Source organism: Streptococcus oralis subsp. dentisani (genome assembly GCF_002096615.1).
Lineage (GTDB): Bacteria > Bacillota > Bacilli > Lactobacillales > Streptococcaceae > Streptococcus > Streptococcus oralis_U.
Genome location: NZ_NCUX01000032.1, coordinates 84,232 through 109,604, shown reverse-complemented (window position 1 = coordinate 109,604; position 25,373 = coordinate 84,232). Strand labels below are relative to the sequence as shown.

At 42.6% G+C, this 25,373-nt stretch carries 20 protein-coding genes, 1 pseudogene and 1 riboswitch; of the genes and pseudogenes, 17 read left to right on the top strand and 4 right to left on the bottom strand.

Annotated elements, in window-relative coordinates; all coding sequences use genetic code 11:
• The first annotated feature begins 3 nt into the window (after window positions 1-3).
• The gene (locus B7708_RS05650; protein WP_084974381.1) at window positions 4-933 is read left to right on the top strand and encodes an ATP-binding cassette domain-containing protein; all 930 of its coding nucleotides are present in this window, start codon (window positions 4-6) and stop codon (window positions 931-933) included.
• 88 nt (window positions 934-1,021) lie between these two features.
• On the opposite strand, the gene B7708_RS05645 is transcribed toward B7708_RS05650, so the two are convergent.
• The gene (locus B7708_RS05645; RefSeq protein ID WP_084974379.1) at window positions 1,022-2,461 is read right to left on the bottom strand and encodes a TrkH family potassium uptake protein; all 1,440 of its coding nucleotides are present in this window, start codon (window positions 2,459-2,461) and stop codon (window positions 1,022-1,024) included.
• A 3-nt stretch (window positions 2,462-2,464) separates the two neighbouring features.
• Window positions 2,465-3,814 (bottom strand): Trk system potassium transporter TrkA, encoded by a 1,350-nt coding sequence (gene trkA / locus B7708_RS05640; protein WP_084974377.1) that lies wholly within the window; start codon window positions 3,812-3,814, stop codon window positions 2,465-2,467.
• A 394-nt stretch (window positions 3,815-4,208) separates the two neighbouring features.
• Between trkA and B7708_RS05630 the strand changes: the two genes are divergently transcribed.
• The 11 genes from B7708_RS05630 (at window position 4,209) to rpsI (ending at window position 14,532) form a co-directional block, all read left to right on the top strand.
• Window positions 4,209-4,712, top strand: coding sequence for a tRNA (cytidine(34)-2'-O)-methyltransferase (locus tag B7708_RS05630; RefSeq protein WP_084974375.1), 504 nt, complete (start codon window positions 4,209-4,211; stop codon window positions 4,710-4,712).
• Between the two features lie 40 nt (window positions 4,713-4,752).
• A riboswitch (FMN riboswitch) is annotated at window positions 4,753-4,970 on the top strand.
• 152 nt (window positions 4,971-5,122) lie between these two features.
• Window positions 5,123-5,686, top strand: a complete 564-nt coding sequence (locus tag B7708_RS05625; protein WP_084974373.1) for an ECF transporter S component — start codon at window positions 5,123-5,125, stop codon at window positions 5,684-5,686.
• Window positions 5,676-6,326: a phosphatase PAP2 family protein gene (locus tag B7708_RS05620; RefSeq protein ID WP_142358275.1), complete on the top strand. Its 651-nt coding sequence runs from the start codon at window positions 5,676-5,678 to the stop codon at window positions 6,324-6,326. The genes B7708_RS05625 and B7708_RS05620 overlap by 11 nt, the downstream gene beginning before the upstream one ends.
• 27 nt (window positions 6,327-6,353) lie before the next feature.
• Window positions 6,354-6,773 carry a chromosome partitioning protein ParB gene (locus B7708_RS05615; RefSeq protein WP_084974369.1) on the top strand — a complete coding sequence of 140 codons (420 nt, stop codon included), beginning with the start codon at window positions 6,354-6,356 and terminating at the stop codon, window positions 6,771-6,773.
• Window positions 6,774-7,085: 312 nt separating this feature from the next.
• Window positions 7,086-8,132 (top strand): phenylalanine--tRNA ligase subunit alpha, encoded by a 1,047-nt coding sequence (pheS, locus tag B7708_RS05610; RefSeq protein ID WP_084974367.1) that lies wholly within the window; start codon window positions 7,086-7,088, stop codon window positions 8,130-8,132.
• Entirely contained in the window at window positions 8,132-8,641 is a 510-nt protein-coding gene (locus B7708_RS05605; RefSeq protein WP_084974365.1) for a GNAT family N-acetyltransferase, read from the top strand. The genes pheS and B7708_RS05605 overlap by 1 nt, the downstream gene beginning before the upstream one ends.
• Window positions 8,642-8,717: 76 nt before the next feature.
• A complete protein-coding gene (gene pheT / locus B7708_RS05600) occupies window positions 8,718-11,123 on the top strand; it encodes a phenylalanine--tRNA ligase subunit beta (RefSeq protein ID WP_084974363.1) in 2,406 nt (801 codons plus the stop codon).
• A 251-nt stretch (window positions 11,124-11,374) separates the two neighbouring features.
• Window positions 11,375-12,268, top strand: a complete 894-nt coding sequence (locus tag B7708_RS05595; protein ID WP_000895267.1) for an ABC transporter ATP-binding protein — start codon at window positions 11,375-11,377, stop codon at window positions 12,266-12,268.
• Window positions 12,265-13,464, top strand: coding sequence for an ABC transporter permease (locus B7708_RS05590; RefSeq protein WP_001245396.1), 1,200 nt, complete (start codon window positions 12,265-12,267; stop codon window positions 13,462-13,464). The genes B7708_RS05595 and B7708_RS05590 overlap by 4 nt, the downstream gene beginning before the upstream one ends.
• Window positions 13,465-13,674: 210 nt before the next feature.
• Entirely contained in the window at window positions 13,675-14,121 is a 447-nt protein-coding gene (gene rplM, locus B7708_RS05585; protein ID WP_001044624.1) for a 50S ribosomal protein L13, read from the top strand.
• 18 nt (window positions 14,122-14,139) lie between these two features.
• Window positions 14,140-14,532, top strand: a complete 393-nt coding sequence (rpsI, locus tag B7708_RS05580; RefSeq protein WP_000075973.1) for a 30S ribosomal protein S9 — start codon at window positions 14,140-14,142, stop codon at window positions 14,530-14,532.
• Window positions 14,533-14,795: 263 nt separating this feature from the next.
• On the opposite strand, the pseudogene B7708_RS09800 reads toward rpsI, so the two are convergent.
• Window positions 14,796-14,951: pseudogene (locus B7708_RS09800) on the bottom strand (site-specific integrase); the annotation flags it as partial.
• Between the two features lie 147 nt (window positions 14,952-15,098).
• Here B7708_RS09800 and B7708_RS05575 point away from each other — a divergent pair.
• The 5 genes from B7708_RS05575 to B7708_RS05555 all read left to right on the top strand — a co-directional run bounded on the left by B7708_RS05575 (window position 15,099) and on the right by B7708_RS05555 (window position 18,624).
• The gene (locus B7708_RS05575) at window positions 15,099-15,611 is read left to right on the top strand and encodes a GNAT family N-acetyltransferase (RefSeq protein ID WP_084974361.1); all 513 of its coding nucleotides are present in this window, start codon (window positions 15,099-15,101) and stop codon (window positions 15,609-15,611) included.
• A 262-nt stretch (window positions 15,612-15,873) separates the two neighbouring features.
• The gene (locus B7708_RS05570) at window positions 15,874-16,560 is read left to right on the top strand and encodes a LexA family transcriptional regulator (protein WP_084974359.1); all 687 of its coding nucleotides are present in this window, start codon (window positions 15,874-15,876) and stop codon (window positions 16,558-16,560) included.
• Window positions 16,561-16,563: 3 nt separating this feature from the next.
• Window positions 16,564-17,979 (top strand): Y-family DNA polymerase, encoded by a 1,416-nt coding sequence (locus tag B7708_RS05565; RefSeq protein WP_084974357.1) that lies wholly within the window; start codon window positions 16,564-16,566, stop codon window positions 17,977-17,979.
• Window positions 17,976-18,338 carry a hypothetical protein gene (locus B7708_RS05560; protein ID WP_084974355.1) on the top strand — a complete coding sequence of 121 codons (363 nt, stop codon included), beginning with the start codon at window positions 17,976-17,978 and terminating at the stop codon, window positions 18,336-18,338. The genes B7708_RS05565 and B7708_RS05560 overlap by 4 nt, the downstream gene beginning before the upstream one ends.
• Window positions 18,331-18,624, top strand: a complete 294-nt coding sequence (locus tag B7708_RS05555) for a DUF5960 family protein (protein ID WP_061418039.1) — start codon at window positions 18,331-18,333, stop codon at window positions 18,622-18,624. The genes B7708_RS05560 and B7708_RS05555 overlap by 8 nt, the downstream gene beginning before the upstream one ends.
• 360 nt (window positions 18,625-18,984) lie before the next feature.
• On the opposite strand, the gene B7708_RS05545 is transcribed toward B7708_RS05555, so the two are convergent.
• Complete coding sequence (locus B7708_RS05545; protein ID WP_084974353.1) at window positions 18,985-25,089, bottom strand: alpha-L-fucosidase; 6,105 nt, start codon at window positions 25,087-25,089, stop codon at window positions 18,985-18,987.
• Window positions 25,090-25,373: the final 284 nt, after the last annotated feature.

Here is a 25,373-nt window from a genome sequence, read left to right as displayed (position 1 = left end):
GAAATGTCTGAAAAATTAGTAGAAATTAAAGATTTAGAAATTTCCTTCGGTGAAGGAAGTAAGAAGTTTGTGGCGGTTAAAAACGCCAACTTCTTTATCAACAAGGGAGAAACTTTCTCTCTTGTAGGTGAGTCTGGTAGTGGGAAAACAACCATTGGTCGTGCCATTATTGGTTTAAATAATACCAGTAAAGGTGAAATCATCTTTGATGGCCAGAAGATTAATGGCAAAAAATCTCACAAGGAATCCTCAGACTTGATTCGTCGTATCCAGATGATTTTCCAGGACCCTGCAGCCAGCTTGAACGAGCGTGCGACGGTTGACTATATCATCTCTGAAGGTCTTTACAACTACCACTTGTTCAAAGACGAAGAAGATCGAAAAGAAAAAGTTCAAAAGATGATCCATGAAGTTGGACTTTTGAAAGAACACTTGACCCGTTATCCACACGAGTTTTCTGGTGGTCAACGTCAGCGTATCGGGATTGCCCGTGCCCTTGTGATGGAACCTGATTTCGTTATTGCGGATGAGCCAATTTCAGCCTTGGACGTATCAGTGCGTGCGCAAGTCTTGAACTTGCTCAAGAAGTTCCAAAAAGAGTTGGGCTTGACCTATCTCTTTATCGCGCATGACTTGTCAGTTGTTCGCTTTATCTCAGATCGTATCGCGGTTATCTATAAAGGAGTTATCGTCGAAGTAGCGGAGACAGAGGAGTTGTTTAACAATCCTGTCCACCCATACACTCAGGCGCTTCTATCTGCTGTACCGATTCCAGATCCAATCTTGGAACGCAAGAAGGTCTTGAAAGTTTACGATCCTGAGCAACATGACTATGAGACAGACAAGCCATCTATGGTAGAAATTCGTCCAGGTCACTATGTTTGGGCTAACCAAGCGGAAGTTGCTCGATACAAAGAAGCTCTTAAAAAATAAACCGATTAGGAGAGGACCGAATGGTCTTCTCATTTTTAATAGAAAAATTCCCCTTCTACTAGCTTGTAAAAGGGGAATTGTATTGTAATTAACGTTTAGACCAAGTGCGTTTCATAAAGAGGAGCAAAATGGGGTATATCTCTAAGCGGCCTGCAATCATTGCAAAGGAGAGCAGGATTTTAGAGATGGGACTAAAGATGGCAAAACTCGATGTTGTACCTAGAATAGGTCCGATATTGTTAAAACAGCTGAAGACAGCACTGGTCACGACTAGAAAATCATTGCTATCAAGACTGACGATAAAGATGAGCGACAATAAAATCATAGCATAGATCACAAAATATTTGAGAATCTTGTGTTGGGTATCCTTGTCAATCACAGTTTTGTTGACATGTAGAGTCAAGACACGGTGAGGGGATAAGATGGACAAAATCTGATTTTTAGCAATTTTTGAGAGGATGAGTCCTCTGATCACTTTGAGACCACCTGCAGTTGAGCCAGCTGATCCACCGATTCCCATGAGGAAGAGGAGGATAAATTGGGAGAAGAGGGGCCAGTTGGTAATATCTCCGTAACCAAAACCTGTTGTCGTGATGATATTGGAAACCTGGAAGAAGGCCATTTCAACACTTTTAGAGACACCTTGGTAGAGGTGGAGCGTATTAAGAGTAATCAAGCCGGTAGAAACTAGGACAATGATCACATAAGCTCGCAGTTCTTCATCTCCAAAGAAAGCTTTAACCCGACGGAGCATGAGGTAGTAGTAGAGATTGAAGTTAACCCCAAAAACCAAGACTCCGATACTAACTAGATAGGTGATGAGTGAGCTACCGTAGTGGGCAATTCCGTCGTTATAGACGGTGAAGCCCCCAGTTCCCGCTGTTCCCATAGCAATGACAAAGCTATCATAGAGAGGCATACCTGCTAGGTAGTAGATAACCACAAAAAGGGAGAAGAGAGCCAGATAAAGCAGATAGAGAATCTGGGCAGTATTTTTCAGTTTGGATACAACCTTACCAAAGACAGGACCAGGGACCTCTGCCTTCATCACCTCTAAGTGACTATTCTTAGCATTGTCCATAATAGCAAGTGCGAAAACAAGCACCCCCATCCCTCCGATCAAGTGGGTGAAACTTCTCCAGAAGAGGAGGGAACGAGTGAGAACGGAAACATCGTTCAGAATAGTTGCTCCTGTAGTCGTAAATCCAGAACTGATTTCAAAGAAGGCATCAATGACGCTTGGGATTTGTCCTGAAAAGACAAAAGGGAGGCCACCAAAGAAAGACCATAGAATCCAACAGAGGGCAACGATTAAGACCCCTTCCTTGGCGTAAATCCGTTGATTTTTCGGTTTTCGTAAAACGCCAAGACCACCAAGAAGGACTAAAATTCCAATCGTAGAAAAGAGAGCGATAAATACTTGACTGGATTCTTGGTAATAGGTTGCTACACCAACAGGTACTAGAAGGAGAACAGCCTCAATCAAGAGAAGTTTTGAGAGGAGGTAACGAATCATACTTTTATTCATTTTTTACCTCTCAATCAAATCATAAATCTTGGTGATGTTTGGCAATAAGGTCGTCACGAGTAACTTGTCTCCCACCTCAAGCATATCCTCTCCAGTAGGGAAGATTGTTTTTCCTTTTCGGATAATGGCTGCGATGAGAACACCTTTTTTTAATTTTAGATGCGAAAGTGGCTTGGCAGTCATTTTATTAGCTTCCTTGATATGGAATTGCAGGGTTTCAATTTGACCATTTGCAAGATGGTGCATGGCTTGAAGATCTGAGTATTGGGCATTAACCCGACCTCGAATAAAGTGCATAATGGTATCCACTGCGATGATTTTGGGTGTGATGATACTTGAAAAATCAGGTGCATGGATAATTTCTAGGAGGCTGGTCCGGTTGACCTTGGTGATATTTTTCTGGACGCCAACACGGTCAAGAAACATAGAGGTGATGATGTTTTCCTCATCAACACCAGTTAAGGTTGCGACCGCATCGTAGCTAGGAGCACTTTCTTCCAGTAAGATGTCCTTAGCAGTTCCATCTCCTTGTACGATATAGAGATTTGGGAATTTTTCACTAAAGAAACGAGCTCTTTCAGGACTGATCTCGATAACCTTGGTATCGATGCGACTGTCTTTTAAAATGCCAAGTAGATAATAAGCGATTTTTCCAGCTCCAACGATAAGCAAACTTTTCACTGCACGCGATTTGAAATAGTTGTGGAAAAGCATCATATCTACACGATTTCCCGTAACAAAAATCCGATCCTTGTCCTGGATAGTAACATCACCACTTGGAATCATGAGTTGATGGTCTCTTTCCATAGCACAGACAATGATGTTGCCAAATTTCTTACGGAAGTCTGAGATTGGCATTTGACAGAGCCCGCTAGAATCTTTGATAACAAACTCCATCAGGCTGACACGACCTCCAGCAAAACGCTCAACTGAGAGGGCGTTAGGGAAATCGATGATATTTGAGATGGCACGGGCTGCTAAGAGTTCTGGATTAACGATAAGTGAAAATCCAAGAATATTTTTCTCTTTAAAATAGGCATTAGAGTATTCAGGATTTCGCACTCGAACGATGGTTTCTTTAGCGCCCATTTTTTTAGCAAGTACCGCTGAAATCATATTCACTTCATCGTATTCAGTTAGAGCGATAAAGATATCACACTCTTGGACGCCGGCTTGTTCCAAGATGGCAAAGTCCGCACCATTTCCAAGGAGTCCCATGATATCAAAGCGACTGACAATATGATTGAGAACAGCCTCATCTTGTTCGATGAGGACAACGTCATGGTTTTCTGCAACCAGTGAACGACAGAGGGCGAAACCGACTTTCCCTCCACCAACAAGGACAATTTTCATATAAAAAACCTACTTTTTCATGATGTAACTATCATACTCTTTTTTAGCAAAAAATGCACCTGCCAAGCCGATTTTTGGGAGAAGAAAGGACTTTTTCAAGTTTCTGAAGATACATTTGCTTAACTTCTATAAAGATACTTCTGATTTGAAGTAATTTTACTCTTTTTATATCCTTTTTCAGAAAGAGAAGCATGAAATTATCATCAAAAAAAGTAAAAAAATCAAGTCGTTTCTATTGACAATGATTCTGAAAGTGTTATACTAAGAAAGTAGTTTCGCTGATTTACTTCAAACCTGTTGTGAGGTAAGTTAACGATGCCTTAACCACGCTGTTTGCTGAGCTTGACTCCGGGCAGTGTGGCTATTTTTTTGCAATGATAAAAGGAAGCCAATTATGACAAATCACATTGTTTTATTTGAACCTCAGATTCCACAAAATACGGGCAACATTGCGCGTACTTGCGCTGCCACCAATTCTCCCCTCCACATCATCAAACCGATGGGCTTTCCTATTGATGACCGCAAGATGAAGCGGGCTGGTTTGGATTACTGGGATAAGCTTGAGATTTATTTTTACGACAGTTTGGAAGATTTCATGTCTCAGATGAAGGGTAAACTCTATCTGATTTCCAAATTTGCAGAAAAGGTCTATTCTGAGGCGAATTTGGCAAGCGATGAGGATCATTATTTTCTCTTCGGACGTGAAGATAAGGGCTTACCTGAGGACTTTATGAGAGAACATCCTGAGAAAGCTCTCCGTATTCCTATGAACGATGAACATGTCCGCAGTCTCAATGTTTCGAATACAGTCTGCATGATCGTCTACGAAGCTCTCCGTCAGCAGAACTTTGCAGGTCTTGAGCTTGTTCACACCTATGAAGCAGATAAATTGAAATAATCAAAATGCTTGCACTTGCAAGCGTTTTTTGTTAAGATTAAAGGGTCTTCAGGGCTGGGTGAGATTCCCGACCGGCGGTGACTTTAACTAGCTATTTTGGCTTACTCTTCGTTGTCTTGTCTCGATATACTCAAGTATTATCTTCGACTGCGACGCCTAGATTAATCCAAAATATCTTAGTTAAAGAAGTCCGCGAGCGCAAGCTGATGTGGTGCGATTCCACAACCGACAGTATAGTCTGGATGGGAGAAGACGAAAGAATGACTTTGTCTGTTCTGATGAGTTTATAGATGAAGTGTAACCGCTTGCTCAACAGAGTGAGGGGGACTTTTGGGATATAAAAAGTGAGAATAGATAGAGGGATCCTTTCCAACTTCTTCTGATTTTATAGAAAATTGGAGGAACCTGTTATGACAAACACACGTCGACTTTCGACCATTGCGATTTTATCAGCCATTTCATTTGTGCTGATGTACTTTGACTTTCCGCTCTTGCCAGCGGCGACCTTCCTCAAGATCGAGTTTAGTATCTTGCCAGTCCTTGTGGGCTTGGTGGTGATGGATTTGCCTGCCGCTCTAGGGATTCTCTTGATGCGCTCACTCTTGAAGTTGCTTCTGAATAGCCAAGGAGTGAACACTTACATTGGCCTGCCAATGAATATCATAGCTTTGGGAGTTTTTGTTATCGCCTTTGGTTTGATTTGGAAAAAGGAACGCAGCACCCTTCGTTTCCTACTAGCATCTCTAGCGGGAACCATCGGATTGACTACGGCTATGTTGGTTCTCAACTATGTCTATGCGGTTCCTTTGTACGCGCAGTTTGCCAACTTTGATATTGGAGAAATCCTAGGACTCTCTAACTACTTGATGACCATGGTTCTACCTTTTAACCTGATTGAAGGTCTCATCTTTGCCGTTTCATTTTGGTTGTTATACGTCCTCTTGAAACCAACCTTAAAACATTATGAGAGATAAACAAACATTTTTAATGAAGGGCAGTTTTGCCCTTTTACTTTTCGTCCTTCTTGGCTACATGGTTAAGTTTTACCCCGAAACGCTGGTCGACTTTGACCAACCGCTTCAGACAGCTATTCGTGGGGACCTGCCAGATTATTTGACAGTTTTGTTCCGTGCCCTTACGCATTTGATTGATATCCCAGTGATTATCACCTGGGTTGCTATCACAGCTTTTATCTTTTATCGTAAGCAGTGGAAGATAGAAAGCTACTTCATGGCGGGTAATCTAGCCTTAGCTGGTCTTTTAATCGTGACCTTTAAAAACATCTACCAGCGCCCACGACCAGCTATCTTACATCTGGTAGAGGAGAAAGGATTTTCTTTTCCAAGTGGCCATTCTCTGGCAGTGACGCTGATGGTAGGGACTTTGATTGTCATTCTCAGTCAGCGGATTAAAGATCCGGTTTGGAGAAAGATCGTGCAAATCGTCCTTGGCCTCTACCTAGTCAGTGTGCTAGTATCAAGGATCTATCTGGGGGTTCACTATCCATCTGATGTTCTCGCCAGTTTCTGTGTGGGCTTGGGAGCCTTGTTTATCGAATTTCCCTTCTATGACAAGCTTCGCTTCCAATGGCGATTTAAAGGCAAGCAGAAGTGAGTATCAAATTCCCTTGAGGAGAAAGAAATGAAAGTCAATATAACAGATCTCCATCCGACTCAACTATACTTATCAGAAAAGAAGTTACAAGATATCCAGATACTTTATCAGTCGGTAGAAATAATCAATGTTGCTCCAATCAGTGTTCTTGCATTCGGAGACTGCTTGTTGATTACAGACGGGCATCACAGGGCTTATCAGGCTTTATTGGCAGGTCGGGATACGATTTCTGCTGAGTGGGATAGAGATGGTGGCGATGAACTGTATCATCTCTATGCGCAAGCTTGCGAGGAAAGAAAGATTTACTCTGTTTTGGATTTAAAAGACCGTATCCTAGCTCAAGATGAGTATGAAACAAAATGGTATAACTGGTGTGATGGTTTTAATCAAGCAGCAACTCTTTTATTGAAAAGGAAAGTAGATGAAACAGACCCTGCAAATAGATAATGCATTGTGTTTTGTTCCTTTTTATACTGAAATTAGTCTAATCTAACTTGTTTTTTAACTAAAAATCTGATAAACTATGTAGTAATTGAATAGAAATCTGCAAGACTAGTAACTCAGGGGAAGTATATCAGGGAGGAGAGCCGTGACTGCAAGCTCTCTATATGAAAGCTGGGTGAATTCACTTGCACATGGATTTGAAAATGAAGGTCTGACTTGTCAGATGAAAACGGATGGTACCGCGTGTCAACGCTCCGAGTGGAGTTTTTGGCATGTGGTTTTCTTTTTATCTGATAAGCGACTGATGGAGGAATTATGTCAACTATTGAAGAACAATTAAAAGCGCTTCGCGAAGAAACGCTGGCTAGCTTGAAGCAGATTACTGCTGAAAATGAAAAAGAGATGCAAGATTTGCGTGTCTCTGTCCTTGGTAAAAAAGGGTCGCTTACGGAAATCCTCAAAGGGATGAAAGATGTCTCTGCTGAGATGCGCCCAATCATCGGGAAACATGTCAATGAAGCGCGTGATATCTTGACAGCAGCCTTTGAAGAAACAGCTAAGCTCTTGGAAGAAAAGAAAGTTGCTGCACAATTAGCAAGCGAGAGTATTGATGTGACACTTCCAGGCCGCCCAGTTGCGACTGGTCACCGTCATGTTCTCACACAAACAAGTGAAGAAATCGAAGATATTTTCATCGGGATGGGGTACCAAGTCGTGGATGGTTTTGAAGTGGAGCAAGACTACTACAACTTTGAACGTATGAACCTTCCGAAAGATCACCCAGCCCGTGATATGCAGGACACCTTCTACATCACAGAAGAAATCTTACTTCGTACTCACACGTCTCCAGTTCAAGCGCGTGCCATGGATGCTCATGATTTTTCAAAAGGTCCTTTGAAAATGATCTCACCAGGACGTGTGTTCCGTCGTGATACGGACGATGCAACCCATAGTCACCAATTCCACCAAATCGAAGGTTTGGTTGTTGGGAGAAACATCTCTATGGCAGATCTTCAAGGAACGCTTCAGTTGATTGTCCAAAAAATGTTTGGTGAAGAGCGTCAGATCCGTCTACGTCCATCCTATTTTCCATTCACAGAGCCGTCTGTTGAGGTGGATGTTTCTTGCTTCAAGTGTGGTGGAGAAGGCTGTAACGTATGTAAGAAAACGGGTTGGATCGAGATTATGGGGGCCGGTATGGTTCACCCACGTGTCCTTGAAATGAGTGGAATCGATGCAACGGTTTACTCTGGTTTTGCCTTTGGTCTTGGACAAGAACGTGTCGCTATGCTCCGTTACGGGATCAACGATATTCGTGGATTCTATCAAGGAGATGTCCGCTTCGCAGAACAGTTTAAATAATGCTTAGAAAAGTAGAAAAGGCCGATGTTGGGGTGTTGGCCAAAATTGCCAAACAAACCTTTCGTGAAACATTTGCTCATGATAATACGGAAGAGCAGTTACAGGAATACTTTGAAGAGGCTTATAGTCTGAGAGTTTTGTCAACTGAGTTGGAAAATCCTGAATCCGAAACCTATTTCATTATGCATGAAGAGGAGATAGCTGGTTTTCTCAAAGTCAGCTGGGGAAATGCTCAAACTGAGAGAGAATTAGAGAACGCTTTTGAAATTCAGCGCCTCTATGTGCTACAAACATACCAAGGATTTGGACTTGGTAAGCAACTGTTTGAATTCGCTCTGGAACTTGCCGAAAAAAATGGTTTTTCCTGGGCTTGGCTAGGTGTTTGGGAACATAATACAAAAGCTCAAGCATTTTATAATCGATATGGTTTTGAAAAATTTAGCCAACATAGTTTTATGGTTGGGGAAAAAGTAGATACGGATTGGTTACTGAAAAAGAAATTAAGGTAAGAAGATGATTCTTCTATTGAAATGATAGGAAAGGAAAAGAACTAGAGTGGCAACTGTCATTCTGGAGAACTAAATTATGCTTGTATCTTATAAATGGTTAAAAGAATTGGTGGACATTGATGTGCCATCACAAGAGTTGGCTGAAAAAATGTCAACTACAGGGATCGAAGTAGAAGGTGTGGAATCACCTGCTGCTGGTCTCTCAAAAATTGTCGTCGGTGAAGTCTTGTCTTGTGAAGATGTGCCCGAAACACACTTGCATGTCTGCCAAGTCAATGTGGGTGAAGAAGAAGCCCGTCAAATCGTCTGTGGAGCGCCAAATGTGCGTGCAGGCATCAAGGTTATGGTGGCTCTTCCAGGTGCTCGCATTGCGGACAACTACAAGATTAAAAAAGGAAAAATCCGTGGTTTGGAATCACTCGGAATGATCTGCTCACTTGGTGAGTTGGGGATTTCTGACTCAGTTGTACCGAAGGAATTTGCAGATGGCATCCAAATCTTGCCTCAAGATGCTGTTCCAGGGGATGAAGTCTTTTCTTACTTAGACTTGGACGATGAAATCATCGAACTTTCTATCACACCAAACCGTGCAGATGCTCTATCTATGCGTGGAGTAGCGTACGAAGTGGCAGCTATCTATGACAAGGCAGTCAACTTTAAAAAATTCAGTTTAACAGAAACAGACCAAGCTGCAGCAGATGCTCTTTCTGTCAGCATTGACACAGACAAGGCGCCATACTATGCAGCCCGTATCTTGGACAATGTAACCATCGCACCAAGTCCACAATGGTTGCAAAACCTCCTTATGAACGAAGGCATCCGTCCGATTAACAATGTCGTAGACGTAACCAACTACATCCTGCTCTACTTTGGTCAACCAATGCATGCCTTTGACTTGGATACCTTTGAAGGGACTGACATCCGTGTGCGTGAAGCGCGTGCTGGTGAAAAATTGGTGACCTTGGACGGTGAAGAACGTGACTTGGAAACAAATGACATAGTCATCACTGTCGCAGACAAGCCAGTAGCTCTTGCAGGTGTCATGGGCGGGCAGGCTACAGAAATCTCTGAAAAATCTAGTCGTGTTGTCCTTGAAGCTGCTGTCTTCAATGGCAAATCGATTCGTAAGACTAGCGGTCGCCTCAACCTTCGTTCTGAGTCGTCTTCTCGCTTTGAGAAAGGTATCAATGTGGCAACTGTTAACGAAGCCCTTGATGCGGCAGCTAGCATGATTGCTGATCTTGCAGGTGCGACGGTGCGTAAAGGTATCGTTTCAGCAGGTGAGCTTGATACTTCTGATGTGGAAGTTTCTTCGACTCTTGCAGACGTTAACCGCGTCCTTGGTACGGAGCTTTCATACACTGATGTCGAAGATGTCTTCCGTCGTCTTGGCTTTGGCCTTTCTGGCAATGCAGAATCATTTACAGTCAGCGTACCACGTCGTCGTTGGGATATCACCATCGAAGCTGACCTCTTTGAAGAAATCGCTCGTATCTATGGTTACGATCGTTTGCCAACTAGTCTTCCGAAAGATGACGGTACAGCTGGTGAATTGACTGCGACACAAAAACTTCGCCGTCAAGTTCGTACCATCGCCGAAGGAGCAGGATTGACAGAAATCATCACCTACGCTCTAACAACGCCTGAAAAAGCGGTTGAGTTCACAGCTCAACCAAGCAAGCTGACAGAACTCATGTGGCCAATGACTGTGGACCGTTCAGTTCTCCGTCAAAATATGATTTCAGGTATCCTTGATACGGTGGCTTATAATGTGGCTCGTAAGAATAAAAACTTGGCCCTTTACGAGATTGGAAAAGTCTTTGAACAAATAGGTAATCCAAAAGAAGAACTTCCAAATGAAATCAACAGCTTTGCCTTTGCCTTGACAGGCTTGGTGGCTGAAAAAGATTTCCAAACAGCAGCAGTTCCAGTTGATTTCTTCTATGCTAAGGGAATCCTAGAAGCATTATTTACTCGCTTGGGGCTAGAAGTGACCTATACAGCAACAGCTGAGATTGCTAGTCTTCACCCAGGTCGTACAGCTGTGATTTCACTTGGTGACCAAGTTCTTGGTTTCCTTGGGCAAGTGCATCCAGTCACTGCTAAGGCTTATGATATTCCAGAAACGTATGTAGCGGAGCTCAATCTTTCAGCCATCGAAGCTGCCCTTCAACCAGCTGCTCCATTTGTGGAAATCACCAAATTCCCAGCAGTCAGTCGTGACGTGGCCCTACTCCTCAAGGCAGAAGTGACTCACCAAGAAGTTGTAGATGCTATCCAAGCTGCAGGCGTGAAACGTTTGACAGATATCAAACTCTTTGACGTCTTCTCAGGTGAAAAACTGGGACTTGGAATGAAGTCAATGGCCTATAGCTTGACCTTCCAAAATCCAGAAGATAGCTTAACAGACGAAGAAGTCGCACGCTACATGGAAAAAATCCAAGCATCACTCGAAGAAAAAGTGAATGCAGAAGTACGTTAACTCATCAATCCATCCTTCGGGGTGGATTTTTGCTTTTCAAAATGACAATTCAGGATCAAAAATGGACAATTGAGGAGTAAGAGCACCTGTATGCACTTTAATGGGCTATAATTGTTCTATCACTTGGGTACTCAAAATCCTTAGAGAGTTTAGTTTTTAAGGAAGGATGAACAAGATAAAAATGTACATAAATCCTTGTAAAGGCTATCAAAAAGGAGTATAATAAGTGCAACATATTTCGGAGGTGGAAAATGCTAGAAGTAAGAAATCTAGAGAAAAGTTTCGGTTCCAAGCAAGTCTTGTTTGGTGTCGATTTTCAGGCAAGTCCAGGACGAATTTTGGGACTGGTAGGGAAAAATGGTGCTGGGAAAACAACGATTTTCCACAGTATGTTGAAATTTTTGGACTATCAAGGAGAGATCATTCTGGATGGGCAGGAGATTCGTCAGGAGACCTACGCTCGGATTGGCTATCTGCCTGAGGAACGCAGCCTTATGCCTAAATTGACAGTCCTTGAGCAAGTTCGCTACTTGGCGACTCTAAAGGGCATGGATGCTAAGGAAGTCAAGGAAAAACTCCCTCAATGGATGGAAAAATTGGAAGTGAAGGGCAAATTGACCGACAAAATCAAGAGCCTCTCCAAAGGGAATCAGCAGAAAATTCAGCTGATTATCACCCTGATCCATGAGCCTGACTTGATTATCTTGGATGAACCTTTTAGTGGTTTGGATCCAGTCAATACTGAGTTGCTCAAACAGGTCATCTTGAAAGAGAAAGAGCGCGGTGCAATCATTATCTTTTCTGACCATGTTATGACTAATGTCGAGGAGCTTTGCGATGATATCCTGATGATTCGAGATGGGCGTGTAGTCTTGCATGGACCGGTCCAAGAAGTTCGCAATCAATACGGGAAAACGCGTCTCTTTGTTTCAAGTGAACGAAGTAAGGAAGAATTGGAAAATCTTCCTCATGTCAAACAGGTGAGCTTGACCAAGCAAGGTAGTTGGAAATTGATCCTCGATGACGAGAGCGCTGGAAGGGAACTCTTCCCAATCCTGACTCAAGGTCAATATATCGCGACCTTTGACCAACAAGCTCCAACAATCGATGAAATCTTTAAACTAGAATCAGGGGTGGAAGTATGAGAAATATGTGGGTTGTAATGAAGGAAACCTATCTTCGACATGTCAAGTCGTGGAGTTTCTTCTTTATGGTGATTTCGCCGTTCCTCTTTTTAGCCTTATCTGTAGGAATCGGTTATCTCCAAGGGTCTTCTATGGCCAAGAATAGCAAGATAGCAGTAGTGACAACGGTGCCATCTGTGGAAGAAGGGCTCAAGGGTACCAATGGTATCAACTTTGATTACAAGGATGAAACCAGTGCCCAGGCTGCTATCAAGGATGAGAAAATCAAGGGTTATCTAACCATTGACCAAGAGGACAGTGTCCTCAAAGCCGTCTATCATGGTGAAACCTCTCTTGAAAGTGGCATCAAACTAGCAGTAACCAATAAGTTAAATGAACTGCAATACCAACTCAATCGCTCAGCAGCCAATTTGTCTCAGGAACAGGAAAAACGCCTGAGTCAAACCGTTGATTTTACTGAGAAGATTGATGAATCCAAGGAAAACAAAAAAATTGTTCAAACCATTGCGGCCGCAGGGCTTGGTTTCTTCCTTTATATGATTTTGATTACCTATGCTAGCGTCACTGCTCAAGAAGTGGCTAGCGAGAAAGGAACCAAAATCATGGAGGTGGTCTTCTCTAGTATCCGAGCTAGTCATTATTTCTACGCTCGCATGTTGGCTCTGCTTCTTGTGATTTTGACTCATATTGGCATTTACGTCGTGGGTGGACTTGCTGCCATTCTGCTCTTTAAAGACATCCCTATCTTGGCACAATCTGGGATTTTAAATCATCTAGGAGAGGCCTTCTCGCTCAATACCTTATTGTTTGTCTTGGTTAGTCTCTTTATGTACGTTGTTTTAGCAGCCTTCCTAGGATCTATGGTTTCTCGCCCTGAGGATTCAGGAAAGGCCTTGTCGCCATTGATGATCTTGATTATAGCAGGATTTGTCGGTGTGACTTCTCTAGGTGCTGCCGGGGACAATTTAGTTCTGAAAATTGGTTCCTACATTCCTTTCATTTCGACCTTCTTTATGCCGTTTAGAGCTATAAATGGTTATGCAAGTGGTCTGGAAGCTTGGATTTCTCTTGCCATAACGGTTGCTTTTGCAGTCACTGCGACAGTCTTTATCGGACGTATGTATGCCAGCCTAGTCCTTCAAACAGATGATTTGGGAATCTGGAAAACCTTTAAACGTGCCTTAGCTTACAAATAGGAGAGCCTCGCGAAAGCGAGGTTTTTCTAGATGTTAAACAGCGAAATCGGTAAAAATATTTTACATATCTATTGACTTTTAGTAGTAAAATTTGGTATGATAGTAGACGGTATTGTTTACCCCATTTGTAAGGCCCCGGAACCTTTCAAATACCCCGCGGACCGGAACATCCGCCCTGTAAACAAAAACGATATTCATATAGGAGAAATCATGAACAAAACTACATTCATGGCTAAACCAGGCCAAGTAGAACGCAAATGGTACGTTGTTGACGCAACTGATGTACCTCTTGGACGCCTTTCAGCAGTTGTTGCTAGCGTACTTCGCGGAAAAAACAAACCAACATTCACACCACACACTGATACAGGTGACTTCGTAATCGTTATCAATGCTGAAAAAGTTAAATTGACTGGTAAAAAAGCAACTGATAAGATCTACTACACTCACTCAAACCACCCAGGTGGATTGAAACAAATCTCTGCTGGTGAACTTCGTTCTAAAAATGCAGTACGTTTGATCGAAAAATCAGTTAAAGGTATGCTCCCACACAATACTCTTGGCCGTGCTCAAGGTATGAAATTGAAAGTATTCGTTGGAGCTGAGCACACTCACGCTGCACAACAACCAGAAGTTCTTGATATTTCAGGACTTATCTAAGGAAAGGAACAATAAAGTATGTCACAAGCACAATATGCAGGTACTGGACGTCGTAAAAACGCTGTTGCACGCGTTCGCCTTGTTCCAGGAACTGGTAAAATCACTGTTAACAAAAAAGATGTTGAAGAGTACATCCCACACGCTGACCTTCGTCTTGTTATCAACCAACCATTCGCAGTTACTTCAACTGTAGGTTCATACGACGTTTTCGTTAACGTTGTAGGTGGTGGATACGCTGGTCAATCAGGAGCTATCCGTCACGGTATCGCTCGTGCCCTTCTTCAAGTAGACCCAGACTTCCGCGATTCATTGAAACGCGCAGGACTTCTTACACGTGACTCACGTAAAGTTGAACGTAAGAAGCCAGGTCTTAAGAAAGCTCGTAAAGCATCACAATTTAGTAAACGTTAATTCGAAAGAATTACTATACTTACAAAGAGCACCTTTTGGGGTGTTCTTTTTTATATTTTCATACTAAATTGGTGCAATTGACACAGTTGTTGCGACTTTAGTCGCTTACAAATGTGGCTGCAACCTGACAAAGTCAGTTGCCTCTAAACGTTAAGAACCAGCTACGATACAACATTTACAACACTTCATGGTTCACGCCATGGGGTGTTTTTTTGATGATTTTTAGCAAAATTCACACCATTTTTCACACCAAATTCACACCATCAATTTTTTAAACTACGAAATGCAATAGCACCTACAGTCTGATTGACTTTATCTTTGGTATTAACGTAAGTTTTTGTAATTTCTTTATCACTATGAGTAAGAGCTTCTGAAATGGCCTCAAGCGAAACTCCAGCTAGTTTTGCTAGTGTGGCGCCTTGAATATTATGCTTATCCATAGTATTTTGTGTTATAATATAGAAACTATATAGAAAACAAAAGGATTTCTTTAAATTCTTTAAATTTCACTTTGTGTAAACATGAGAAGAATGTTGAATGCAGATAATGACGGGAGATGATTTACAATGATTAGTTTAGAGCTGTTGTCTGAAGAAAATAGTCTAGATGTCTATTCTTTTGAAAAAGAAAATCGAGAGTATTTTGAACGAAATCTACCTCCTAGACCAGCTAACTATTTTGATTTAGAAGGTTTTAAAGAAATTACGAGGGAATTGTTAACGGAACAAACGAATCGGGATGTCTACATGCATCTTATTAGAGATTCGCAAGGTATGATGGTCGGCAGAATCAATTTAAGTGTCTTAGAGAATGATCGAAAAACAGTAGAGCTCGGGTACAGAATTGGGGAAAATGTTAGCAATTTAGGTTATGCCAGCGAAGCGGTTAAGCTCGTTTTAGAAAAAGCTTTCACGACTTATGGTCTCAATAGAGTCATTGCAGGAACGGCAACGAGTAATCTAGCCTCTCAGAGGGTGCTTTTAAAAAATGGCTTCACCTTTAGTAGAATGATAGAAAATGATTTACAAATTCATAATGAGTGGATTCATACAGCAGTATTTGAGATAACGAGGCCATAATATCATCATTTCTAGTCTACTGACAAGGTTAATGGAGTCATCAATCTTTCCGGACATTCAAGAATGTTTTCTTGGATGTTTTTTGTTTAGAATCTCCGGGTATGTCTGTTAAAATTTGTTTTTCTCAGTGGACAATTGTTCACTTTTTTTATATAATAAAACTAAACCGAATTGGTTGAATTTTGAAAGTGTAAGTTCAACCGTCGATTAGTCTTTCTAAGGGAGATAATGTCCATTAAAGCATCACACTAGGAGATGAATCATGTACCAACCAGAAAAACTCAAGGCTCGTAGAAAAGAGCTAAAACTGACACAAAAAAAGATTGCAGAGCAACTGGGGATTAGTTTTCAGGCGTACTCCGCTTGGGAACGCGGGATTAAGGAACCATCCAAGGAGAAGGTTGCTCAGCTAGAGAAGATTTTAAAAGTGGCAAAAGGGTATTTCACCCAGATTGAGATTGTCCGTCTTTATAATAGCTTATCTAACCAAGGGAAGGAAAAGGTTGTTCTCTATGCTCGCAACCTAGCTCAAGAGGAACAAGCTCAGAAAGTGACGACCATGCCAGAGCGTCTCTACGAGTATCATGTCTATGAACGCATGTCAGCAGGAATCGGGGCATCGGTCTACGGTGACCAGAATTTTGATACGGTTTACTTTAATGAGGAACTAGCTCACGATTTTGCTTCCTGGGTGGCTGGGGACTCCATGGAACCTAAATATCAAAATGGCTCCGTGGCTCTGATTCGAGAGACGGGATTTGACTATGACGGAGCAGTTTATGCAGTGGTCTGCAACAACCAGACCTATATCAAACGGGTTTATCGGGAGGAAGATGGCTTGCGTCTGGTATCGATCAATCCTAAATACAAGGACATTTTCATCTCCTATGAAGAAGATCCTCGGATTGTGGGGATTATCGTTGGGAATTTTGTGCCGATGGAGGGTTAGCCTATGGGCTACTTTGATTATTCCAGAGAGCCCAAAAGTGATATTGCCTTTGTCGATATGAAATCTTTTTATGCCAGTGTCGAGTGTGTGAAAAGGGGATTGCATCCGCTGAAGACCTCGCTTTGTGTCATGAGTCGCGCGGATAATTCTACTGGTCTTATCCTAGCTTCCTCTCCCATGTTTAAGAAGATTTTTGGTAAGTCCAATGTTGGCCGGGCCTATGATCTGCCTTTTGATATCAAAACGCGCAAATTTTCCTATTACAATGCTCGAAAGCAAGGCTTGCCTACTGATTTAGACTATGTTCGCTACATCGAAGATTGGGCTCAAGTGACCCTGATCGTGCCACCTAGGATGGATGAATACATAGCAGTCAATATGGAAATCCAGCGAATCTTTCAAAATTATGGTAGTCCAGATGATATTTATCCTTATTCTATCGATGAGGGCTTTATTGACCTGACTAGTTCGCTCAACTATTTTATCCCAGACAAGAGTCTCTCTCGCAAAGACAAGCTGGATCTGCTTTCTGCTCGCATCCAGAGGGATATTTGGAGGCAGACAGGGATCTACTCTACGGTGGGTATGTCCAATGCCAATCCCTTACTGGCCAAGTTGGCTCTGGATAATGAGGCCAAGCACACTCCGACCATGAGGGCCAACTGGTCTTACCAGGATGTGGAAGAGAAGGTTTGGGCCATTCCCAAGATGACGGACTTTTGGGGGATTGGCAGGCGGATGGAGAAACGCTTGCATACTCTGGGGATTTTTTCCATCAGAGAATTGGCCACCAGTAATCCAGACCAGCTACAGAAAGCTCTCGGTCAGGCTGGCCTGCGTTTGTGGTTTCATGCTAACGGGATTGATGAGAGCAATGTTCACAGGCCCTATAAAGCCAAGTCCCAAGGGTTAGGAAATTCTCAAATCTTGCCGAGAGACTATGTAAAGCTACGGGATATTGAAATTATTCTCCGCGAAATGGCGGAGCAGGTGGCTATTAGGCTGAGAAGGGCGGGCAAGAAGACAACCCTTGTCTCTATCTATATTGGTTTCTCTAAAGAGGAGGTTAGGTCGTCTATTCACACACAAATGAAGGTCGAACCGACCAATAATACAGCTGTCTTAACGGATTATGTTTTGAAGCTATTTCATAATAAATATACTTCTGGAGCGGTCAGAAGTGTCGGAGTCAACTATTCAGGATTTGTGGACGAGTCTTTTGGTTTGATCTCCCTCTTTGATGATGTTGACAAGTTAGAAAAAGAAGAAAGGCTCCAGACAGCCATTGACTCCATTCGGGAACAATTTGGTTTTACGTCCCTTTTAAAGGCCAATGCACTGGAAGAAGCCTCTAGGAGTCTTGCCAGAAGCAAGCTGATTGGGGGCCATTCTGCTGGAGGATTAGATGGACTAAAATGATTGATCGTTCTTATTTACCCTTTCCATCTGCGCGTGACTATCAAGATCCAGGGATGCAGAAGTGGATGGGCTTTTTCCTCTCAGAGCATACTAGTTCACTCGGTGAAGAAAAAAATCGGGTTGCTTTTTCGACGAGTTTGAATCCCGTTGAGAAGTTACTCTTGCTTTCGCAGCTTTATGTCGGGCAACTAAAGGGATGCTTTGTTGTCAAGGGAAAGAAACAGAAAGCCACTATCGTCGGCGAGGTGAGCGAATTATCATCTCAAACTCTATCTATTAGGACCAATGAGGGCTATAGGCTGGTAGAGCTAGCAGATGTCCTCGAAATTCGACTGTGGGAGGAGGGAGTTTATGACTAGAAAAGAGTTGTATGAAAACAAACTGCAGATGGATTATTTTTCAGAAGCCTATATTCGTTTTGAAGAGGATTTTCAAAAATACTCTGCTATGAATGTGCCTTTGACTTTTTTGATTGATGACATCCTACGCACCATGGCGATGAATCAGAAAAACTACTTTGTCTTAAACAAGGAAAATGCCAAGGATGGGCGGGAGCATCGCTTTTACTTTAGGGTGGTGACGGAAAAAGAGTGTCCCAGAAATCGAACCTATGCATACGCTGGACTCAAAAATAGTAGTCAGTGACTAGGTGTGGGAGAGGGAAGTATGATCTAGAAAAGATGGCTTGTGAACGTCAGAAAATCTCATGGTATTGGAATTCGAAACACCATCCTATATCTGTGGAGTTCTTGCAGAACTTATGATGGTAGTTCTGATGAGATAAGGCAAGGCCCACTCTCTTTTTTAGATGAGCATTTATTTGAAAACGTAGTTGGATTTGAGAACACCTATTCTCAATGATCATCTTACTTTATAGATTCATACCAAAACATCCATGTGTATTTGTGGATGTTTTTTAATTTTACAGATAGAAAAAGAGAAGACCGAATGGTCTTCTCAACGGGGGAACTGAAATAATGGGAAAGAATCAATCAAAGATTGTTATTAGTCTTTAAAATTCTTTTGGAAGATGAGGAGAGACAAGATAGAAGTAATGGCTGCCAAGAAGAGGAAGGCATTCGTTTCTTGTTCCCCAGTTGCTGGGAGTTGTCTTTCCTTGTCTTGTTTAACTGTAGTTGTAACAGGAACTTTTTCATCTTTTGCTGGTGAATTGTCTGTTACGGCTGGAGCAGTTTTTTCAGTCTCTCTTGGTAGAACATACTCAGGAAGAGTCACAACTGGTGGTGCCTCTGTTCCAACTGAGCTTTGTTTGCTACCTACCTCAATCACTCGATCTTGAGCTGGAGTTGCTTCTGTTTGGAGAACCTTGCGATTGTCGCCGTCCACTTCAACATATTCGACTAAGAGACCGTCTTTCCCTTCTGATAGAACTTGTTCTTTTCCTTTGTCTAATTGTGGGTTTTCGCGACGAATAGTCTTGAATGGTACTGTCTTATTGACGATTTCCAAACTTGGAAGTGTAAAGACAAGGTCCTTAACTCCTTCCTCAGGACTTGAAGAAGTAATTGGTTTTTCAGGTTGAGCTGGTAGAGGGTGTTCAGGAAGAGTCACAACTGGTGGCGCTTCTGTTCCAACTGAGCTTTGTTTGCTACCTACCTCAATCACTCGATCTTGAGCTGGAGTTGTTTCTGTTTGGAGAACTTTGCGCTTTTCGCCGTCCACTTCAACATACTCGACTAAGAGACCGTCATTCCCTTCTGATAGAACTTGCTCTTTTCCTTTGTCTAATTGTGGGTTTTCGCGACGGATAGTCTTGAACGGTACTGTCTTATTGACGATTTCCAAACTTGGAAGTGTAAAGACAAGGTCCTTGACCCCTTCCTCAGGACTTGAAGAAGTAATTGGTTTCTCAGGCTCAGCTGGATTTTCCGGTTGAGCAGGATTTTCCGGTTGAGCAGGATTTTCCGGTTGAGCAGGATTTTCCGGTTGAGCAGGATTTTCCGGTTGAGCAGGATTCTCCGGTTGAGCAGGTTTTTCAGGTTGAGTAGGTTTTTCAGGTTCAGCTGGTTTTTCAGGTTGCGCTGGTTTTTCCGGTTGAGCCGGTTTTTCAGGCTCAGCAGGCTTTTCAGGCTGAGCAGGTTTTTCAGGCTTAGATGCTTCAAGCTTGCTAATTTGTTCAAGAGCCGATTCTAGCGCTTTATTAACTTCTTCTTGAGTCTTGGCCTCTTGAATTGCAGCAATTGCTTGGTTTGCAAGTTCAATTAATTTCTTCTTAGCTTCATTGTTAGAACCAAGCTCAGCGACTTTTTTCTCGATAGCTTTGGTCAAGCTGTCCATAGCCTTATCGTACTTAATTTCCGGTTGTTTTGGTTCGGCTGGTTGCTCAGGCTGGTCAGGTTTCTCAGGTTCTTCTGGTTGTTCCGGTTGCTCTGGACTAGGCTCCTCTTGGCCTCTTTGATAGTTCTCATCCTTGGATAGGATATCTTGTAGGGCACTGACTGTCAACATGACTTCTTGAACATCCACTGCATCAGCACTGAGTTGGTTTCTCAATTTTTCTAGATTTGCTTGGAAAGCTTGGCGTGCAGTAGCCGTATTCTTCAAGCCTGCTGGGTCAAAGTTGGACAGATCATCTTTCCATTTTGAGATAGACTGGATGATATCTGCCTTGCTGTAGAGTTCGCTACCTTCGCCACGAGTGATGAATTGGTCTACCTGAATACCGATATTTTGAGACAAATCGTTTCGATCAGGATCTAGTTGAAGGGTGACTGCGTGCAAGTTTTCATCCAGACCTTTTAGGCTAACCAGAGTTTGATTGCCTTGGCGTTGGGCTGCACGACCGCTAAAGTATTTCTTACCATCAATAGTTGAAGCATTTCCCATGCCATCTTGGTAAGGAACTTCTTTGCCATCTAGGAAGACTTTATAGATACCATGATTTGGATCGACATAACCCTTGATATCAAGTCCAGTACCGTAGAAGTAGGCTGTGACAGTTGTCTTTTTCTTTTGCTCGTCAGTTAAGCGACCAAAGGAAGCCCAAGACTCCGTTTTTTGGTACTTGTCTGCCGAATTGGTTTCATGGTGCCAGCCAGGACTATAATCCAACTGACTAGCTTGGTCATCATAACTTGTTTGGTCCTTGACCAGCAATTCAGCTTTCATCACTTGGATGGTTGCATCGGTAGCGAAACCGAGTAGGGCACCATCAGTGACAGAAGTGAGCTTGGCTTTGAAGTCAAAGACAGAATCGGCTTGTTCTGTAAAGTCAATCGTTGGGATGGTAACAGTCTTTTCTGTTTCTCCGTCTTTAAAGGTCACATCTTGAGTTGTATCTTGGTAAACTTTACCGTGAACTCCAGTTCCAGGTTCTGTGATGAAGCGAACAGTAGCAGCCCCCTTGCTTCCACCAACACGTTTAATCTTAACAGTGACAGGTTTTCCTTTTTCGACTTCGTAGTTAGTAGACTCAAGTTCAAACATCCCTTTGCTATCATTGTTTAGGGTGTAGATTCCTTCTGTAGCAATTGGTTCGCCTGTTTTATTTACAAGGGTAATAGTGTGTTGACCAGGTGCTAAATCGCCTGTCTCAAAGACTTTTTGGCTACGTTTACGGCTAGCGTTCTTAGTTTGCACATCCGCAACTTTTTGGCCATCAACGTAGACGGACATTTCTCCATGACCAGGATCGACCGTAGAGACGACATAGGCCTTGGTTCCTGTGAAGGTATAGCTTACTTTGGCATCTTTTTGATTGGTCCACATAGAAGTGCCACGCACACCTTCAGATTCATTGTACCAAGTTGTTCCGGCTGTATCCGCTGTTGTGTTTGAGTGGTATTCAAGTCCAAGAGGGTAGCCATCTGTCTTTTCAATGCTGCTTGGTGTCTTGTAGACTGAGAAGTTGGTCAAGATTGGAGTTGCTTGAGCACCGGTGATGGTCACACGGATTTTTTGTGCCTCTACAGGTTTTCCTTGAACCAAGCGACGGTAACCAACGGTCGAACCTTCACCGTAAGTCACCCAGCGACCGTTGATTTCGACTTCAATCTTGAAACCAGAGATACGTTGACCTTTGGCGATGTCTTCCTTGAGTTCAACGACGTCAAAGCGTCTCTTTTGTCCCAAATCGACTGTAAAGCTACCGGTTGTGGCATCATTTGAGAGGGCCCAGCTGGTGTCATCTTTACCGTCTGTGAGGTGGCTTTCCTTGTAGAGGTGGTTTTGACGAGTAGAACTTGCTGTTACAGTGGCACCTTTGGCAAAGTCAGTCGCATACATTTGGTCTAGGGTTGCCTTGAATTCCTTCAAGCGAGCTACATCTGCATCTGCGAATTTTCCTTCTTTATTTGGTGGAATATTGAGAAGGAGTGGCGTTCCACGACCAACAGACTTGAAGTAGATATCCATCAACTCTTTGAGTGATTTCGGCTGTTGATTGTCATGGTAGAACCAGCCCGAACGAATCGAAACGTCAGCTTCCCCTACAGAGTACATATCACCATCTGGGTCACCATGGTTGAGGTATTCATTTTTCACATCGTCTGTGATGTTGGCTCTTTTAACTTTATGCCATACAGGGTCCCCTGCGATTCCCCGTTCATTTCCGATCCAGCGAACGCTTGTCGGTTGAGCAGAGAAGATAGCAATATCTCCTTCAGCTTCTTTAATGTATTTGAACCATTCATCAAAAGTGTAGGTCACTTTTTGGGCACCGCTACCACGCGCACCGTCCATCCAAACCTCGATAAATTTCCCTTTATTACCGTATTTCGGATTTCCAAGGATTTCTTTCAGTTGGTTGAGATAGTATTGGTTGTATTCTTTTTCGGTTGCAACATGGTATTTTGGATGATTAGCATCCCATGGTGACAAGTAAACACCCATATTCATGTCATACTTGCTAGCAGACTTGGAAACTTCTTCGAGAAGGTCACCCTTACCATCTTTCCATGGGCTAGCAGCTACGGTATGGTTGGTGTACTTAGAAGGATAAGCAACGAATCCGTCGTGGTGTTTAACAACCATAATAGTTCGTTTGAAGCCCGTTTCCTTCAGAGTACGGATCCATTGGTCAGTATCCAAGTTGGTTGGATTGAAGTATCGAGGGTCTTCTTTTCCATTTCCCCATTCAGAATTGGTATAAGTGTTCATTCCGTAGTGGATGAAGGCTGCCAATTCTTCCTTGTGGTAATCGAGTTGGGCTTTGCTTGGAAGAGGTCCATGATTGCCAATCTCAGTTTCTTTATCTTCTGGATGAGCGACTGGTGGAATCGGTGTTGTTGGATTAGCTGTATCAGCGACTGGCTCGTATTCAAAGACGACCTCATTCACTCCTTTTTGCTGGATAGTTGCTTCCAAACTAGCTTTTACTGGACGGTAGCCAGCAATGTCTTTTGTATGGAAGGTGTTGACAAAGGAAACATCATACTCTTGACCGTCATTGTTATCAACTGTCGCTTCCGCTAGTTCAGTAGCGGTTCCTTTTTGACGGTAGTAAACTTTGAAGGAGCCTTTGTTGACTTTATAGACTACCTTGATGACACGGGTTCCAGGAGCTGTTTTGCTAACGACATTGTGGTTCCACTCGTCTTTTAGTTGCTTCTGAATCTCAACCCCATCAATGGAAAGAATCTGGTATTTCTCTAGATTTTGCTTGTAGAATTCGGTTGGAGTGATTGCTTTCTTGAAATCATAGTCAAAGCCAGTTCCCACTTCTGTTTTGTCTAAGAAAGTATCATTTTCTTTGACTGGATTGCCTGCTTCATCCACGTGCTGGATCACGACACGTCCGTAATCAATTCCCTTGACTAGAGTAGCGACACCGCTCTCATCAAAGGAGTACTGATTTTCTCCGATGACAGCTGTCTTATTTCTAAGCATTTCACCTTCGGGTGTAAAGTAGTATCGTTTGCCATTATCCCCTTGATACCAGCCCTTGACACCATATTTGTCAATGATATCTTTGACCCATTTGAGTTGTTCAGGAGAGAGGACAAGTCCACCACCAAAGCGGTCTTTCTCAGGCACACCGTTGTCAACAGTTCCGTGTTGGTGTACGCCGATGACTTTTCCATCACCATTGATAATTCCGCCACCAGACAAACCAGATACAGAAGTTGTTTGATAAGTGATGCCAGTAGCTCCCTTGTCATCATAAGGATCGACGGATTTTACCTTGCCGTCAGCCTTATAGAGTTGGCCAGCTATGATAGGCTGTTTAAGTTCTTTTGAGCTTGAGTCAGTTGGATAACCAATCGTGCTGACAGGATCCCCTGCTTTGTAAGTCTTATGCTCAGCGAGTGGTACAAAAGTTGCTGATTTATTTGGGCTTGCAATTTGTATAGGGACAGGTGATACAACTGCTGCCAAGTCATTTTGATATCCCTTGCTAAACTCTTCTTTGTTCCAGAAGTGGATATCTTTCTCTTGAAAGAGTGTGGTATTTCCTGAATTTGGCTGAGAATTTTTAACGGGAGCGTTGGAGCCTAGATTGTAATAGAAACGCGCAGAGTCTCCACCACGAACATGGCCCTCTTTGTCTAAAAAGTTATGAGCAACTGTCAAGAAAACATTAGGGGCTACAAAAATACCAGACCCAGAAACGATGTATCGTTGAGCTCCACCATTATAAATGCTGTAAACCATAGTAGCAGCAGTTGCAGGTTGCCCCTCGTAGTTGATGTGTTTGAGGTCTTGTCCACCGTTAATGATGGCACGGTTTCCGTTCTCAGCTTCCTTTGGAGTTTCTTCCTTGTTCTTTAGAATGCTCTCAGTTTCTACTTTTGGACTAGCTTTCTGGTCAACGATAGTACTCGTATCGAGTTCTTTGACAGGTGTGTCTGGATAGGCACGGTCCGGAATTTCTTCAGGGAGCAAGTCAGCATTGTTGGTATCGGCAGCAGGCGTTTCTTGTTTTTCAGCTTCTACACGGCCTTCTTTTTTAGCTGGTTCAGCCTTGCCTTCTTCTATATCTGCGACTTGTTCAATTTGCTGATCTAAATTGGATGTCGTGGCAGGAGACGTTTCGTCTGCACGCACGGTTCCAGAAGCAAAAAATGCCAGTCCGACGATAACAGAGGCTACACCTACAGTCAACTTCCGAATACTAAATGTTTGCCCTTTTTCAAAAAGGTATCGATTCATAATATACTCCTAGTTTTTAGAAAGGCAGTCAGCTACTGCCAGAGCCCAAGTCTGACTTGGTTACAACTTGATTTAAGGAAAACAACTCTCTGATAATTTGTGAGCCACCTTACCTCCTGTTTATAAAGCGCTTTCATTTTAAGATAAAAAAATTTAAAAGGTCATTTCTCCCTTAAAATGACTGAAAACTTTTAATATAACAAATATACTAAATTAATAAAAGAATTGCAATAGCAAAAAGCAAAAAAATAAATATAAATTAAAGAAAATCAGTCACTTTTTAA